The following is a 15,706-nucleotide window of genomic DNA, read 5'->3' on the forward strand; positions in this document are numbered from 1 at the left end:
TCCATCGCTTCAGGGGAAGAAAATTTCCCGGTACCTGTAAATAAACGGGAGTGAAATTCCCGGCCGGCAATAACTAATGGCTCCATGTAGGTAATTGTTTTAACTGTTCGTAAATGCGCTTAACAACGGCCTGTTTATCCGTTGCATGTGTAATCATCCCGCTAACGGCAATGCCATGAATGCCGGTTTCCATCAACCCTGGAATATCTTCAGGCATAATACCGCCAATAGCAATAACGGGAATGACTATATGTTTTTCTTTCAGGGCCTGCAATATAGATTGGTAGCCACCAAGTCCCAGTATGGGACTTAAATTTTTCTTGGTGGTAGTAAACCGGTATGGACCCACGCCTACGTAACTGGCGCCATCCTGTACATGCTGCAGGATATCTGCAAGGGTATTGGCGGTACCGCCAATAATCATATCGTTGCCGGTGATCGCACGGGCGGCAGCTACTGTCATATCCAGTTTGCCTACATGTACGCCGGCCGCTTCTACTGCCACTGCTACCTGCGGATAATCATTGATGATAAGTGATGCCTGGTAACGGTCGCAGATCTTTTTTACCGCTTCTGCCACCGGCATTACCTTATCCGGTGTTTCGTTCTTAATACGCAGCTGGACCCATTTACAGCCGGCATCGCAGGCCGCCAGTATGTTGTCTGTATGTGATGGTTGTGATATGTAATGTAAGTTGCTGATCATATGTGATGATATCCTGTTAATGATGGGTGACTGGCCAGTAATTTTTCCGTATATGCTTTGCCGTTAGCGCATGCTTCATGCAGTGATAATCCTTTAGCTAAACCAGCAGTAACAGCGGCAGATAATACGCAACCGGAGCCATGCTTCGGGAATACTTCCTTCAGTACCGGTGCAAGGGTGTGGATCACATCTCCGGTATAAAGCATATCATAGCCGGGTTTATCTTTATGGTGGCCTCCTTTCAATAATACAGCGCATCCGGCCGATAACTGCCGTGCGGCGGCCTCTCCGTCTGTAAGGCCTGTTAATAACAGCGCTTCGTCGTAGTTAGGTGTTAGCAGGTATATTTCTGAAAGCAATTCTTTCCATGCCTGCTGATGAACACTGTTATGGAAAGAAAAGCCGGCAGATGCTTTCAGTACCGGATCTACGATGATGCGTATGCCAGGGGATAATTGCTTTATTTGCCGTACCAGCTCAAGCAGCGACTGTATATCCGGCATGATCCCAATCTTGCAGTATTGCAGCTGGTTGCCGCACAGCAATGGTTTTGCCTGTGCCAGTATATGCGTAACCGGTAACCACTCTACCGATATAAACTGTTCTGGTGTTTGCACCGTGATGGCCGTGCAAACACCCATCCCGTTTACCTTGTGTTGTTCAAATGTTTTGATATCTGCCAGCAAGCCCGCTCCCCCGCTGGGATCCAGGCCGGCAAAGCTCATCACGTTAGGTCGCTCCTGTTCCATAGTTCTTGTATACGGCAGTAGTTTTCCACGGCCTGCGCCGGTATTTTCCAGATGGCTCCCAGCAACGCTGCGCCATCGAACTGCCGTTTTTTTAATAAGTGTACATTAGTATGATCCACACCGCCCAAAGCAAGTACCTGCCGGTTGTTTTTCTCCGGGAGTACTCCCATCTGCCGGCCATAATAACCGGTTTTGGAGATACTGTTGAATACAGGGCTCAGCAATAGTGTTCTGAAGCGTGTGTCCGTTAACGTTAGTTCTTCTGTTGAATGTATACCTGTGCTGTTTTCTTTGAAATTTTCCGGAGACAGGTAACGGGATGGCAGCTTCTCCTGGCCGGTAACTGGCGCCGCTTTCCCGGTATCCGCGTTTTCCCCTTCTGCTGATACAACATTGCTTCCCAGGATAAAAAACTGCATCTGCAGGCGTACTTCCCCGCTCCAATGCACACCGGCCAGTTGATACCGGTGCGCAAGCAGTGGCTGATCCCGGATCAGTAGCCGGCTGTAGTACTCAGAAGGGATCTTTTCCAGTAAGGCGGCATACTGTTGTGCTGACCATCCTGGTTTCCTTAACAGTATACGTGATGCACCTGCCGCCAGCAAGGCGGTAATAACAGGTACTTCTTCGTATATACGTTCAGGTGATGTGATGATCCAGATCAAAGCAATTAAGTTTTCTTTATGGAGAATATCTGTTAATCTTTTACAAATAGATTTCCCCTCCCTGTTCTGCAAAGGCCGCAGCTTTTTCTTTCATACCGGCGCTCATGGCGTCTTCTTCTTCCAGTCCTTTCTGAGCAGCGAAATCGCGTACTTCCTGCGTGATCTTCATAGAGCAGAAGTTTGGTCCGCACATAGAACAGAAGTGCGCAATTTTGGCGCCGTCTGCCGGCAGGGTTTCGTCGTGGTAAGAACGGGCTGTTTCCGGGTCAAGAGCCAGGTTGAACTGGTCTTCCCAACGGAATTCAAACCGGGCCTTACTAAGGGCGTTATCCCTGTGTTGTGCGCCAGGGTGGCCTTTGGCCAGGTCTGCCGCATGTGCGGCAATTTTGTAGGTGATCACCCCTTGCCGTACATCTTCTTTATTGGGTAATCCCAGGTGCTCCTTAGGCGTTACATAGCATAGCATGGCGCAGCCAAACCAACCTATCATAGCGGCGCCGATCCCGGAGGTGATATGGTCATAACCAGGTGCAATGTCGGTGGTTAAAGGTCCCAGCGTATAAAAAGGCGCTTCGTGGCAGTGCTCCAGTTGCTTATCCATATTGGCTTTGATAAGGTGCATGGGCACATGGCCGGGGCCTTCGATCATTACCTGCACGGAATGTTTCCAGGCTATTTTGGTAAGTTCTCCGAGTGTTTCAAGCTCTGCAAACTGAGCGGCGTCGTTGGCATCGGCGATACTGCCCGGGCGCAATCCATCTCCCAGGGAAAAGGAAACATCATACGCTTTCATGATCTCACAAATTTCTTCGAAATGTGTATACAGGAAATTTTCTTTATGATGTGCCAGGCACCATTTCGCCATGATGGAACCTCCGCGGGAAACGATGCCCGTTACGCGTTTGGCCGTTAACGGTATATACCTTAGCAATACGCCGGCGTGGATGGTGAAATAATCAACGCCCTGTTGGGCCTGTTCTATGAGCGTATCGCGGAAAATTTCCCAGGTAAGGGCTTCTGCTTTTCCATTCACTTTTTCCAATGCCTGGTAAATGGGTACGGTGCCAATGGGCACCGGTGAATTACGGATGATCCATTCCCTGGTTTCATGGATATTTTTGCCGGTGCTCAGGTCCATAATAGTGTCTGCGCCCCAGCGGCAGGCCCATACTGCTTTTTCCACTTCTTCTTCTATACTGGACGTAACAGCGGAATTGCCGATGTTGGCATTTATCTTCACAAGAAAGTTGCGGCCAATGATCATTGGTTCACTTTCCGGGTGGTTAATATTGCACGGAATAATGGCCCTGCCGGCGGCAATTTCCTGGCGCACAAATTCAGGCGTAATAAATTTTACGGGAGTATTGGCGCCGAAGCTCTGGCCTTTATGCTGATGCCAGAGGGTGTTGTTCTCTTCAAACAATTGATCTGCCAGCTGGTTTTCCCGGATAGCGATGTATTCCATTTCCGGTGTAATAATACCTTGTTGTGCATAGTATAACTGGGTTACATTTTGCCCGGTCTTGGCACGTAGCGGCTTATGTGTGTGGCTCATCAGTGGCATTTTCCCACCATCCTTCATCAATTCCCTTACAAACGGGCTCGAATATTCGGGGAGTTGTTCCACGTCTTTACGGTCGCTGATCCATGTTTCGCGGATACGGGGAATGCCGGTGGTAACATCTATATGGATGTCCGGGTCGGAGAAGGCGCCGCTGGTATCATATACCACTACCGGATTGTTGGGGACGGCCTCTCCTGTTTTTCCATGAATACGTGTATCCGTGAGCGTTATGCGGCGCATGGCCACTTTTACCGGATGGATAGTTCCGTTTACATATATTTTCTGCGAGGCAGGAAATGGTGTGCGGCTGAGTGCCGCAGGCTGATTATGCATGATGTCTGGTTTTTTAGAGATGGAAATACCTGTCCGTAATATTGAATTACGGAAAAGACTATACGAAAAATAAATACAGGGTTTAACCGCCCTGGGTAGCCCGGATAATAGTAATGTTATCGGCCGCAGATAATGATTGGTTTTCCCAGGATGCTTTCGGTATCACCTGGTTGTTGACGGCTACTGCAATGCCTTTTTGAGCAGAGATCTGAATAAACTGTAAGAGTGCAGCAATGGTTGTTCCTGGCTGCACCGCATAAAGTTTATTGTTTACATGCACTTCCATGTTGATTGGAATTTAAGTGAAACAATAAACTTTAAGGATGTGGAAGATGAGAAAGGTTCAGTTACTTTTCCCTACGGCAGTATGAGCTGCTTCAGGTACTGAGGGTATCATCTCAGTTTATCCGTTTAAACTTATACCGGATAAACACCCCTAAAGTGTAGGTGTAAAAGTAATGGAAAAATTTAAAAATTGCATTACAAATGATGAATTGTGTATTTTTAAATTATGGTACGATTCAGTTTACTGTGTTTATTGGTACTGGCGGTTGCCTGTAATGGGAGTAAGAAAGAAGTGGAAAAGGAAGAATTACAGGACGATAGCAGCCTGGTTAGTATGATCGCAGACAGCAGTAATGCCGGCATTACTGACAGCATTGCTGCTGTTGCGGATACGTTGCATATTGATGCAGCTAAGCTCATAGGAAAGTGGATACAGCCCGTAGCGGGCCTGGACAGGGAAACTCAGGGTTTTCAGCTAAGAAAGAACGGAACTGCCAGGTCCATTAATATGTACACGCTGGTGTACGAAAAATGGTTACTGACGCACGACACCTTATTGTTATGGAATCATTCCGAAGGTGTAAAAGACACCTCCACTATTGTGGATACAACTATTATAAAAGAACTTTCTGATACCTCACTGGTACTATTTCCGGTAAAAGCTGCCGAAGGCTACGTGGAAAAATACCATAGAAGCAATTAGTTGTAAAGCTGCCAGAGTCCTACCAGGCAGGCTACCACGGACATAAATACGCCCGCAGCGGCCAGCTGCATGTCGTCAATATTTTTTCTTCCTATATACAGGGAAACAAGACTTATTACTATAGCTACTGAACCGGCGGTAACTGCATAGGAAGGAGTATGTGTACTGAAAGCGAATGCTGCCGACAGTACACCAATGATGAGCGCTGATATACAGGCCGTTTTTGTTAATGCTGTTGAGTGTTGCATATGTATTCGAATTTAAAAAACAGGTGAAGGAATAATTCTTTTGTAAACAGGTATCTATTTATGTTGACTACTGATCTTTTCCTTCATCACATTATCATGTTCCCAGGGCACTTTTAACAGGGATCCTATTTCCTGGTAACGGGCGTCCTGGTATTCGTCCAGTCCGTATCTGATCGCCAGGGTATCCGGTACTTTTATAAAAGTGCCGAAGAGGCGATCCCAAATAGAGAAAATATTGGCATAATTAGCGTCTGTTTCCGGCTGGTAATGACTGTGGTGTACCTTATGCATATCCGGCGATACAATGACCCAGCTAAGCGCGTTATCCAGCCATTTGGGCAGGTGGATATTGGCATGATTGAACTGCGACATCAAAGCCGACAGGCTCTGGTATAACATTATCATCCAGAAGGGCACTCCAAGGATCATAATAGCGGCAAAAAGGGCCATTACTCTCAGGAGGCTTTCCACCGGGTGGTGTCTCAGGGCGGTAGTGGCGTCTATCTGTGTATCTATGTGATGGATCTTATGGAACTGCCACATCCAGGCCGTTTTATGCTGCACCCAATGTATGAGCCATGCCCCGATGAAATCCAGCAGTAATAGTGCCAGTATAGTGTGCAGCCACAATGGAAGCGGCTTCAGGTAAAGAAGCCCGAATTGCTGGCTGCTTGTCCACCGTGAGGCCTTCACAATCAGGAATGCCAGTCCGGTATTTACAATCACTGTAGTCAGTGTAAAAAAGAGATTGGTCCCGGCATGCCGGTAACGGTTGCCGTCAAAACGGAACCGGGGCGCCATACCCTCTATAATCCAGAGCAACAAGAGCCCGCTTACCAGGATGGCAGTACGGTATACTGATGGAATATTTTCAAAAAAACTTACCATGTGCCGGTAAAATATTTATAACGGTGTTTTTTACGCTCTGCTATGTGGTTCTCCTTAACCAGGCCAACAAGATCTCTGCAGTGGATACGGGGGAAGTGGATTTATTTATAATACACAGTAAAACATATATACGTTACTGTTATTATCCTTGCGTTACTGTCCTGGATCTCTGATGGATTTTCATCATTGATCCCGGATAAAAATTACAACTATTTGGGGAATATAAAAAGGGCTCTTTTAGGCCACAGGCAAAGAAAAAAGCAACCTCTTTGTCAGAGATTGCTTTATGTATAAGATTTTAGCTATAAGTATTTACCATTTTAGCATTTGCCTAACAACCTGGTTTTAGTTGTTCAGCATGAGCGGCATAACCAGCATGAGGAGGTCTTCATTTTCTTCTTTTTCGGAAGGTCTGAGGATGCCTGCTTTGGTGGCAGTAGCCAGGTCGATGGAGATTTCATCCCCTTCGGCTGCATTCAGCATTTCAATGAGGAATTTCGCATTAAAAGCAATCTGCATATCATCACCGGTGTACTGGCAGTTCATGCGTTCATTACCTTCAAAGGAGAAGTCCACATCCTGGGCAGATAACTGGAGCTCACTGCCGGTGATGCTCAATGCCACCTGGTTAGTGCTTTTATTGGCGAATACACCTACCCGTTTCAGGGCATTCTGGAAATCGCTTTTTACTACGGTAAGGCGGTAAGGATTGTCTTTGGGGATTACTACTTTATAGTCCGGGAACCGGGCGTCAATAAGGCGGCAGATCATTTGTGAGCCTTCGTGCTGTACGAAGAAATGGTTCTGGCTATAGGCAACTTTAATTTCAGTATCATTATCGGGCAGTGCCGCTTTCAGCAGGTTCAACGGTTTTTTAGGTACGATGAAACTGTCGGCCTGCGGGCATTTTACGTCTGTTCTTACATATTTCACCAGGCGGTGCGCATCGGTGGCTACAAAAGTAAGACTGTCCGGCGCCAGTTCAAAGAATACGCCTGTCATAGCCGGGCGCAGGTCGTCGTTGCTCACGGCGAACAGGGTTTTATTGATGGCGGTAACCAGGCCGGTGGCGGCCATTGTGAAAGAGGTGGTGTCATCGGCAGCCGGTTCTTTCGGGAAGTTTTCCGGGTTTTCCCCCATCACTTTATATTTACCATTGTCTGAAGTGATTTCCACTGCGTAGGAGTTCAGGTCAATGTGGAAAGTCAGCGGCTGGTCGGGCAGATTTTTGAGGGAGTCCATCAGGATCTTCGCCGGGATACAGATCCGACCGCTTTCCTTGGCTTCCACCTCCAGCTTCACCCGCATAACAGTTTCCAGGTCAGTTGCAACTACAGTCAGTTCGTTTTTGTCAATCAGGAACATAAAGTCCTCCAGTATAGGCAATACTGTATTTGAATTGATAACCCCGCTGATCTGTTGTAATTGTTTTAATAAAGTAGAGGAAGAAACAATAAATTTCATGGTTTATATAAGTTTGCTTATCATTTTTTGTTGAAGGGTATAACCTTAGGGCGTGCCGCCCAAATTTCACCTGTCCCTCACATAAAAGGTCAAATGTAATGTAAACAAAGATAGAAAGTTTTGTTGTTCTCCCTAATTTCATCACATCTTATACACTAAGATAACGTGGTTTTACACAACGATTTGCAGTCATTCATATATTTCTGTTTAGTATAATACTAAACAGAAGCAACGAAAAACACCCTCTTGATTAGATGGGATACAATAACTCGCGTCATTTATTGACGGAAGTGAAAAGAATTTCCCTATTCTTTTAAATTATCTTCAAATCGGTTACTTTTGCCGCGCTGAAAAATTATTACAAACCAACAAAAAAAAGCAGGTTATGAAACTGTCTCATTTAGCCGAAACGTTGATTGGATCCGAAATCATTAAGTTAGCAGCTGAAATAAAGGAGAAACAGGCCAAGGGTGAGAAAATATACAACTTCACAATTGGGGATTTTGACCCGAAGGTATTTCCTATCCCGGTTGAATTTGAACAGGAAATCATAACAGCCTATAAGGAGCACCTGACCAATTATCCTCCTGCTGATGGTATCGCGGAGTTAAGACAGGCAGTAGGTGGCTTTATAGCTGAGCGTGAGGGTCTCTCCTACGATCCTGCAAAGGAAATCGTTATTTCCTGTGGTGGCCGTCCCATCATTTACGCTACTTTCAGAACTATTGTAGACCGTGGCGAAAAGATAGTATACGCTACGCCATCATGGAATAACAACCACTACACCCACTTCCTGGAAGCGGAACACGTAGTGCTGGAAACCAAAGCGGAGAATTTCTTTATGCCTACAGCAGCAGAACTGAAGCCGCTCCTGAAAGGCGCTACTCTCCTGGCCCTCTGCTCCCCGCAGAATCCAACGGGTACCGCTTTCGGTAAACAGCAGCTGGAAGAGATCTGCGACCTGGTACTGGCTGAAAACAAGAGCAGAGGCGCGGATGAAAAACCCCTCTATGTATTGTTCGACCAGATGTACTGGGTACTCACTTTTGGTGAAACCCACCACCACAACCCGGTTAGCCTCCGTCCTGAAATGAGGGATTATACCGTGTTCATTGATGGTATGAGTAAAGCCTTCGCTGCTACAGGCGTAAGAGTTGGCTGGGCATTAGGACCGGCTCATGTGATTGGTAAAATGAAATCCATCCTTTCCCACGTTGGAGCCTGGAGCCCGATGGCAGAACAGAAAGCTGCCGCCCGCTACCTGGTTCAGAAAGAAAATGTGGATAAATACCTGCAGCACTTTAAAGGTGAAATCGAAGAGCGACTGGTAAAAATCTATGAAGGCTTCGATAAACTGAAAGCTGCCGGTCATAAAGTAGAAGCTATTGCTCCGCAGGCTGCCATTTACCTCACCGTTAAGTTTGACCTGGTAGGCAAACAAACTGCTGATGGTACTGCCCTCACAGATCAGGCTGCTGTAACTTCCTACATATTGAATGAGGCGAAACTGGCATTAGTGCCATTCTCCGCTTTCGGATCGGCTAAAACTTCTCCGTGGTATAGGCTGAGCGTGGGTACCTGTGTGAAAGAAGAAATTCCGGCAATGTTCGAAAAACTGCAGGCGGCGCTTGAGAAGTTGAAATAAAGCCTTCGGCTTTTGTCTAGGAACGCTGATTACGCTGATTTTACTGATCAGCTTGATTTTATTTTTTATTTAATATTTTAGGGGAGATAGAGGTGAAGTATTCACTTTTGTCTCCCTTGTTTTTTATAATGCTTTAAAAACACCGGAAACCAGCGAAACCGGGATGGTGAGCAGGTTTTTCCACCTAATATAATATATGGCCCTGAGGCAAGACTTACGAATTGTGCATGGCCGGCGGGTTCCATCTTTCCGATTATATCCATAAAAGTAAAACCAGTGTTGCTATAGCCAATAGTCTCTGAAAACAAAACTTGCGAATTGTGCATGGCCGGATTTCATTTCTCTGGATATATCTTTAAAAATAAAACCGGTATAAGCCGGTTAGGTCTCCGAATATAAAATCTCCAAAAAATAACCAGTAGCAACCAGCTTCATCTCTTCCATAATTTTATAAATCCCTAAAAATCAAATCATTAAAATCATAAAATCAGCGTAATCAGCGTTCCAGGACAATCGCCGAAGGCGATCCTTCCTCCCTGACTTTCTGACTTTTTTCTTCAAAAAGTTAAATGGATGTTAAAAGGTCAACTTTAGTTACTAATTCAAAAAAAGTCACTAATTTTGACCTTGAAACTAAAAAAGTCAAAAAGTTAATGCATACAGAAGCTAAAGATGAAATGAGGGATAAGATCCTGGAGGCGGCTCTGAAGCGTTTTACTCATTATGGCGCTTCTAAAACTACAATGAACGAAATAGCAGATGATCTTCACTGCTCCAAAGCGTCGTTGTATTACTATTTCCCGGATAAAAAAGCCATGCATATTGCCGTGCTGGAAAAAATTGCGGAAGCATATTTCCAGCAGATGGAAAAAGAAGCAATACAGGTGAAATCGGCCGCTAAAGCCTTATATAATATCATTGATCTCCGGAAAGATTTTATCAGCAAATTCTGCCGGCTAGAAATATTTCAAATATTACAGGACAACTCAGCGCTTTTTCTCGAAGAAAAGAAAAAGGCAAAACAACGGGAGGTCAATATTCATACTGCCATTATCAAGGCAGGAATTGAATCAGGGGAATTTAAGGTAAAAGACCCTGCCCAAACCGCTGAGCTACTGGTGCTCACCTCTATGGGATTACGCTTTTCAGTACCGGATCATATCCGGGAAGATATGGATCTGGATGAAGAAATGATGGACCAGGTGATAGAAAAACAGAAGCAATTACTCGAAATTTTTATAAAAGGAATAAAAGCATAAACGGAAGTCATGGTGGTGAGAGAAAGAATTCTGGAAACAGCGCTGAAAATGTTCAGAGCTTATGGAGTGAAAGGGGTAACTATGTTTGATATTGCCCGTGATTGCGGGATCTCCAAAAAAACAGTTTACGAGCATTTCCAGGATAAACAGGCGTTGATAGACGAAGGGATGCAGCAGTTGCTGACAAACCACATTAACTACTTCCATGAATGTTTGCGAACCACAGACAATGCCATAGAAGAGTTGGTGCGTAACATGAAGTACATCACCAATATGGCTAAAACATTGAACCCGGTAATGCTGCATGAAATCCAGAAATACCATCCGGATACCTGGCGCAGTATTGAAAGCTTTAGGTCGGACAATGTGCTTTGTAACATCAAAAAGAATTTAGAAAGAGGAATGGCGGAAGGCCTATACCGCCAGAACCTTCACATCGATATTGTAGCACGCATGCGCCAGCTGCAGCTGGAGGCGGCTTTCGACCCGGAACAATACCCCGCAGATCAATATGAAATGCACGAGGTAATGGAACAGGTAACCGCCCATTTTATACTGGGCATCGCTACCATCCGGGGACATAAACTGGTAAACCAGTACCTGCAAATAAAAGAAGAAGAATAAAACTACTACGCTAACAGATTTATTTTATGAAGCGATTAAAGTTAACGCTTGTCCTCCTCATGGGGATAGGGGTATATAACGGCTATGCCCAAACGCAGCTAACCTTACAGGAAGCGCTGAAGTTTGCATTGAATAATAATAAACAACTGGCCAGAACCAAAATGGACGAAGAAATGGGTAAGTTCAAAACCCAGGAAGTCCGCTCCCAGGCCCTGCCTCAACTGAATGGTAACGCCTCCTACACAGATAACCTGATGCTGCAGAAATCGCTCATCCCCGGTGCTGTATTTGGTAAGCCCGATAGTTCCATACTGGTGGCTTTTGGAGTGAAGTATAACGCTACGGTAGGCGCAGAGCTTAGTCAGCAGATCTTTAACCAGGCAGTGTTCACCGGTCTGAAAGCATCCAAAGCAGGAGAAGAATATTATAAAATACAAACAGAACAATCTGTTGAAAATGTGATCTACAATGTATCGCAGCTCTACTACCAGTTGCTGGTAACACAGGAGAAGATCATCACCATCAATAGTAATATTGAAAAACTTACGCAGCTGGTAAGCGCTACCAAATCACAGTTTGATAATGGCCTGGCAAAGAAAATAGACCTCGACCGTATCAAAGTGAACCTTATCAATAATATGACGCAACGCACGCAGTTGCTCAATCAATACGCCACGCAAACCAATAACCTGAAGAAGGTAATGGGAATGCCGCTTCAATCCACTTTCCTGTTGCCGCCGGCTTCACTGAAAGATATTGAAACCAAAGCCGCCGGCGTGTTACAGTACGATGATATGAACCTTGCTAACAGAACAGAATACAGGTTACTAAAGAAACAGGAAGAACTGCAGCTGTTCCAGAAGAAGGCTTACCAGGCAGAAAACTACCCATCATTATCGCTGTTCGGGAGATATTCCTATAACGGGATGAGCCAGCAATGGGCCTTTTCAAAAGACCCTTCCAATTCTACCAGCTGGTTTGGCGCGGCAGCTATCGGCATATCGCTGAAAGTGCCCATCTTCGATGGTTTTGGCCGCCGTTCAAAAGTAAGCCAGGCTAATGTAACCCTGCGCCAGCTGGGTAAACAACTGGAAGATACGGAGCTTACCCTCAACACAGATTACGAGAATGCCAAGCTGATGATACGTAGCAATTTATCTACCATCACCACACAAAAGGAAAACATGGACCTTGCCAACGAAGTGTATTACTCCACACAGAATAACTACAAACTCGGCCTGGCAGGTTTAACAGATCTGCTCAATGCAGAAACATCCCTGGCAGATGCACAAAACAGCTACAACGAAGCCCTGCTGCAATACAAACTGGCAGAGCTGGAAATCATAAAAAGCAAAGGAAGTTTAAAAGAACTCCTAAACTAAACGTATAAACGAAAACAAGGATAGAACACACAAACTATTTTGCAGATGAAAAAGTTTATAATCTGGGGGCTGGTGACAATAGGTGCAGTAGTACTGATCATGTGGAAACTCAACGCCAACAGGAAAGCGAATGAGGCTAAAACAGAATTCGTAAAACAAAGCAATATCGGCGACATCCCCGTGCTGGTACAAAAAGTATCCCGCAACGATTTTTCCCAGGGATTCCTGGCCAATGGTAACTTCGCACCGGTGCGCGAACTGTCGTACCTCGCGGAAACTGCCGGCCGTATTACCAAACTGCTGGTAGATGAAGGCAGCGTGGTACGACAGGGACAACCCATTGCCTATATTGATGGTCAGCTGCTCAACACCGACCTCGAATCTGCAAAAGCAAACCTCGACCAGCTGAAGGTGGACAAAGAAAGATATGAAAGCGCTTTCAAAACCGGAGGCGTTACCCAGAAACAAATGGACGATGCACGCCTGCAGTATGATATCGCAAAAACACGCTATGAGGCCGCCAGCCGCCGGGTAAGCGATACTTATGTGAAAGCTCCTATCTCCGGAATTATCAATAAAAAATACATAGAACAGGGCGCTTACCTTTCTGTAGGTAACAAAATGTTCGACATCGTGGATGTGTCCAGGCTGAAACTGGCGGTGTCTGTACCGGAAGGACAAGTGGTAACACTTAAAAAAGGCCAGAAAGTACAGGTTACCTCCAACGTGTTCCCTGAAACACAATATGAAGGTACTATCACCTTTATAGCAGCAAAAGGTGATAACTCCCTCAACTACCCTGTAGAAATGGAAGTGAATAATATTGAAGGCAAAAACCTGAAAGCTGGAATGTACGGTACTGCACACTTCGTGGATCCGAATGCTACTGAAACAATTTTCATTGCACGCACCGCATTCGTAGGCGGTGTAAACAGTAATACCGTGTACGTGATGGAAGGTAATGTAGCAAAGAAACGTAAAGTAGTAGCCGGTCGCATTGTGGGCGACCAGGTGGAAATACGCGAAGGACTGAAAGAAGGGGAAACCGTGATCACCAGCGGTCAGATCAACCTGACAGAAGGCGCTGCCGTAACGGTTCAGAATGATAAAAAGTAAGCAGGGAAACGTATCTGGTGTTTGACCAAATTTTTGCAACATGAAGATTACTGAAGTATCAATAAAACGACCTACGATCGTGGTGGTGGTGTTCACCATTCTCACCCTCCTGGGCGTGATGAGCTATAAATCGCTGAACTACGAGCTGCTGCCGAAGTTTAGTTCCCCGATGGTAACCATTTCTACGGTATACCCGGGCGCTTCGCCCAACGAGGTGGAAAGCACCATTACCAAGAAGATTGAAGATGCGGTGGCATCTATGGAAAAGATCAAAAAGATCATCTCCAAATCTTCTGAAAGCCTTTCTGTTATTACCGTTGAGCTAAACAGTGATGCAGATGTAGACATTGCGCTGCAGGATGCGCAACGTAAGGTAAATGCTATCCTGGCTGATCTGCCAGGTGATGCCAAGCCGCCATCACTCAATAAATTCTCCCTGGATGACCTTCCCATCATGACGCTGTCTGCCACCGCAAAAATGGACGACAGGCAGTTCTATGACCTGGTAGATAAAAAGTTGCAGCCCTTATTGTCGCGGTTACCGGGCGTGGCGCAGGTTTCACTGATTGGCGGCCAGGAACGTGAAATACAGGTAAACGTAGATCCGAAGAAGTTACAGGCTTTCAATATGTCTATCCTGCAGCTTCGCCAGATCATTACCAACGCCAACCTCGACTTCCCCACCGGTAAGGTGAAAACCGCCAATGAACAAATCCTGATCCGTTTGGCAGGTAAGTATAAAAATGTGGATCAGCTGCGTAACCTGGTACTGAAAACCACAGAAGATGGTACGCAGGTGCGGTTAACGGATGTAGCGGATGTACAGGACGCCCAGAAAGATGCGGAACGTATTGCACGTGTAGATGGAGTAAGCGCCATTGCATTGCAGGTACAGAAACAAACGGACGCCAACGCGGTAACCGTGAGTGAAGAGATGAAGAAAACCATCAGCAAAATTGAAAAGGATTACGCGGCAAACGACCTGAAGATGCTGGTGGCAAATGATTCCTCCGACTTTACGCTGGAATCGGCCGATTCTGTAATACATGACCTTATCCTGGCGGTAGTGCTGGTGGCGGTGGTGATGCTGTTGTTCCTGCACAGTATCCGTAGTGCATTGTTTGTAATGATCTCCATCCCTGCTTCGCTTGTTGCTACCTTCATCGGTATGAAATTAATGGGCTTCTCGCTCAACCTCATGTCGCTGTTAGGTTTGTCGCTGGTGGTAGGTATCCTCGTGGATGACGCCATTGTGGTACTGGAGAATATTTACCGGCATATGGAAATGGGTAAGAACCGCGTTCGTGCCGCCTTTGACGGTGTTAAAGAAATAGGCTTCACCGTTACTTCCATTACGCTGGTAATTGTGGTGGTGTTCCTGCCTATTTCGTTAACAAACGAACTGGTATCAAAGATCCTCCGTGAGTTCTGCGTGGTGGTAATGATATCCACGATGCTCAGTTTGCTGTCGTCGTTTATGATTGTGCCGCTGTTGTCGTCACGCTTTGGTAAATTGGAGCACATCACCGGTAAAAATATTTTTGAGAAATTTATTCTCTGGTTTGAAGCACAGCTGCAGAAGTTCACCAACTGGATGACAGAGATACTGAAATGGGCGCTGGGTCATAAAAGGATCACCATTGCCATAGCGGTTGTTTTATTGATCGCGTCCTTTATGCTGGTAGGCAAAGGTTATATTGGTGGTGAGTTTATTCCCAAAGGCGACCGTGGTCAGTTCATCGTGATGCTGGAAATGCCCAAGGATGCGTCTGTAGAACAAACCAACCTGGCTACCCGTACAGCAGAAAAATATCTTAACAAGAAAAAAGAAATCACCCGTTTGATCACTACAGTTGGTCAAACCAGTGAAGATGGTTTTGGTAACTCACAGTCCACCGCCTATAAATCGGAAATTACCGTGATGCTGGTAGATCCGGAAAAACGTGCGGATGCTTCCGATATTTATGCCGCTAAGATCAAGAAAGAACTGAAAGGCATTTTGCCGGGCGTAAAGGTAAAAACTACTGATGTGAGCATCCTGGGTACGGCGGAGCGGGCGCCTGTAGAGCTGGTGG

At 45.7% G+C, this 15,706-nt stretch carries 15 protein-coding genes and 1 riboswitch; of the genes, 7 read left to right on the top strand and 8 right to left on the bottom strand.

Annotated elements, in window-relative coordinates:
* Positions 1 to 73 precede the first annotated feature (73 nt).
* The 5 genes from VIM72_RS25675 to thiS form a co-directional block, all read right to left on the bottom strand.
* The gene (locus VIM72_RS25675) at positions 74 to 706 is read right to left on the bottom strand and encodes a thiamine phosphate synthase (RefSeq protein ID WP_332005679.1); all 633 of its coding nucleotides are present in this window, start codon (positions 704 to 706) and stop codon (positions 74 to 76) included.
* Positions 703 to 1,455, bottom strand: a complete 753-nt coding sequence (locus tag VIM72_RS25680; protein WP_332005680.1) for a hydroxymethylpyrimidine/phosphomethylpyrimidine kinase — start codon at positions 1,453 to 1,455, stop codon at positions 703 to 705. Before VIM72_RS25680 ends, VIM72_RS25675 begins: the two co-directional genes overlap by 4 nt.
* Positions 1,431 to 2,120, bottom strand: coding sequence for a thiamine phosphate synthase (locus VIM72_RS25685; RefSeq protein ID WP_332005681.1), 690 nt, complete (start codon positions 2,118 to 2,120; stop codon positions 1,431 to 1,433). The genes VIM72_RS25680 and VIM72_RS25685 overlap by 25 nt, the downstream gene beginning before the upstream one ends.
* Positions 2,121 to 2,160: 40 nt before the next feature.
* Complete coding sequence (gene thiC, locus VIM72_RS25690) at positions 2,161 to 4,017, bottom strand: phosphomethylpyrimidine synthase ThiC (protein ID WP_332005682.1); 1,857 nt, start codon at positions 4,015 to 4,017, stop codon at positions 2,161 to 2,163.
* 82 nt (positions 4,018 to 4,099) lie between these two features.
* Positions 4,100 to 4,303 (bottom strand): sulfur carrier protein ThiS, encoded by a 204-nt coding sequence (gene thiS / locus VIM72_RS25695; protein ID WP_332005683.1) that lies wholly within the window; start codon positions 4,301 to 4,303, stop codon positions 4,100 to 4,102.
* 51 nt (positions 4,304 to 4,354) lie between these two features.
* Positions 4,355 to 4,465, bottom strand: a riboswitch (TPP riboswitch).
* Between the two features lie 63 nt (positions 4,466 to 4,528).
* Between thiS and VIM72_RS25700 the strand changes: the two genes are divergently transcribed.
* A complete protein-coding gene (locus VIM72_RS25700; RefSeq protein ID WP_325644200.1) occupies positions 4,529 to 5,005 on the top strand; it encodes a lipocalin family protein in 477 nt (158 codons plus the stop codon).
* On the opposite strand, the gene VIM72_RS25705 is transcribed toward VIM72_RS25700, so the two are convergent.
* The 3 genes from VIM72_RS25705 to dnaN all read right to left on the bottom strand — a co-directional run bounded on the left by VIM72_RS25705 (position 5,002) and on the right by dnaN (position 7,605).
* Positions 5,002 to 5,253: a hypothetical protein gene (locus VIM72_RS25705; protein WP_332005684.1), complete on the bottom strand. Its 252-nt coding sequence runs from the start codon at positions 5,251 to 5,253 to the stop codon at positions 5,002 to 5,004. The genes VIM72_RS25700 and VIM72_RS25705 overlap by 4 nt on opposite strands.
* Positions 5,254 to 5,307: 54 nt before the next feature.
* Complete coding sequence (locus VIM72_RS25710) at positions 5,308 to 6,141, bottom strand: sterol desaturase family protein (RefSeq protein ID WP_332005685.1); 834 nt, start codon at positions 6,139 to 6,141, stop codon at positions 5,308 to 5,310.
* 345 nt (positions 6,142 to 6,486) lie between these two features.
* Positions 6,487 to 7,605 (bottom strand): DNA polymerase III subunit beta, encoded by a 1,119-nt coding sequence (dnaN, locus tag VIM72_RS25715; protein WP_332005686.1) that lies wholly within the window; start codon positions 7,603 to 7,605, stop codon positions 6,487 to 6,489.
* A 385-nt stretch (positions 7,606 to 7,990) separates the two neighbouring features.
* Here dnaN and VIM72_RS25720 point away from each other — a divergent pair, with 385 nt between their 5' ends.
* The 6 genes from VIM72_RS25720 to VIM72_RS25745 form a co-directional block, all read left to right on the top strand.
* Entirely contained in the window at positions 7,991 to 9,250 is a 1,260-nt protein-coding gene (locus VIM72_RS25720; protein WP_332005687.1) for a pyridoxal phosphate-dependent aminotransferase, read from the top strand.
* A gap of 653 nt (positions 9,251 to 9,903) precedes the next feature.
* Positions 9,904 to 10,509: a TetR/AcrR family transcriptional regulator gene (locus VIM72_RS25725; protein ID WP_332005688.1), complete on the top strand. Its 606-nt coding sequence runs from the start codon at positions 9,904 to 9,906 to the stop codon at positions 10,507 to 10,509.
* 15 nt (positions 10,510 to 10,524) lie between these two features.
* Positions 10,525 to 11,133, top strand: coding sequence for a TetR/AcrR family transcriptional regulator (locus tag VIM72_RS25730; RefSeq protein ID WP_332005689.1), 609 nt, complete (start codon positions 10,525 to 10,527; stop codon positions 11,131 to 11,133).
* 26 nt (positions 11,134 to 11,159) lie between these two features.
* Positions 11,160 to 12,515 carry a TolC family protein gene (locus tag VIM72_RS25735; protein WP_332005690.1) on the top strand — a complete coding sequence of 452 codons (1,356 nt, stop codon included), beginning with the start codon at positions 11,160 to 11,162 and terminating at the stop codon, positions 12,513 to 12,515.
* Positions 12,516 to 12,560: 45 nt separating this feature from the next.
* Positions 12,561 to 13,631: an efflux RND transporter periplasmic adaptor subunit gene (locus VIM72_RS25740; RefSeq protein ID WP_332005692.1), complete on the top strand. Its 1,071-nt coding sequence runs from the start codon at positions 12,561 to 12,563 to the stop codon at positions 13,629 to 13,631.
* 40 nt (positions 13,632 to 13,671) lie between these two features.
* Positions 13,672 to 15,706: efflux RND transporter permease subunit (locus tag VIM72_RS25745; RefSeq protein ID WP_332005693.1), on the top strand; the 2,035-nt coding region annotated here is incomplete at its 3' end.

The organism is Chitinophaga sp. (assembly GCF_036569185.1).
Taxonomy (GTDB): domain Bacteria; phylum Bacteroidota; class Bacteroidia; order Chitinophagales; family Chitinophagaceae; genus Chitinophaga.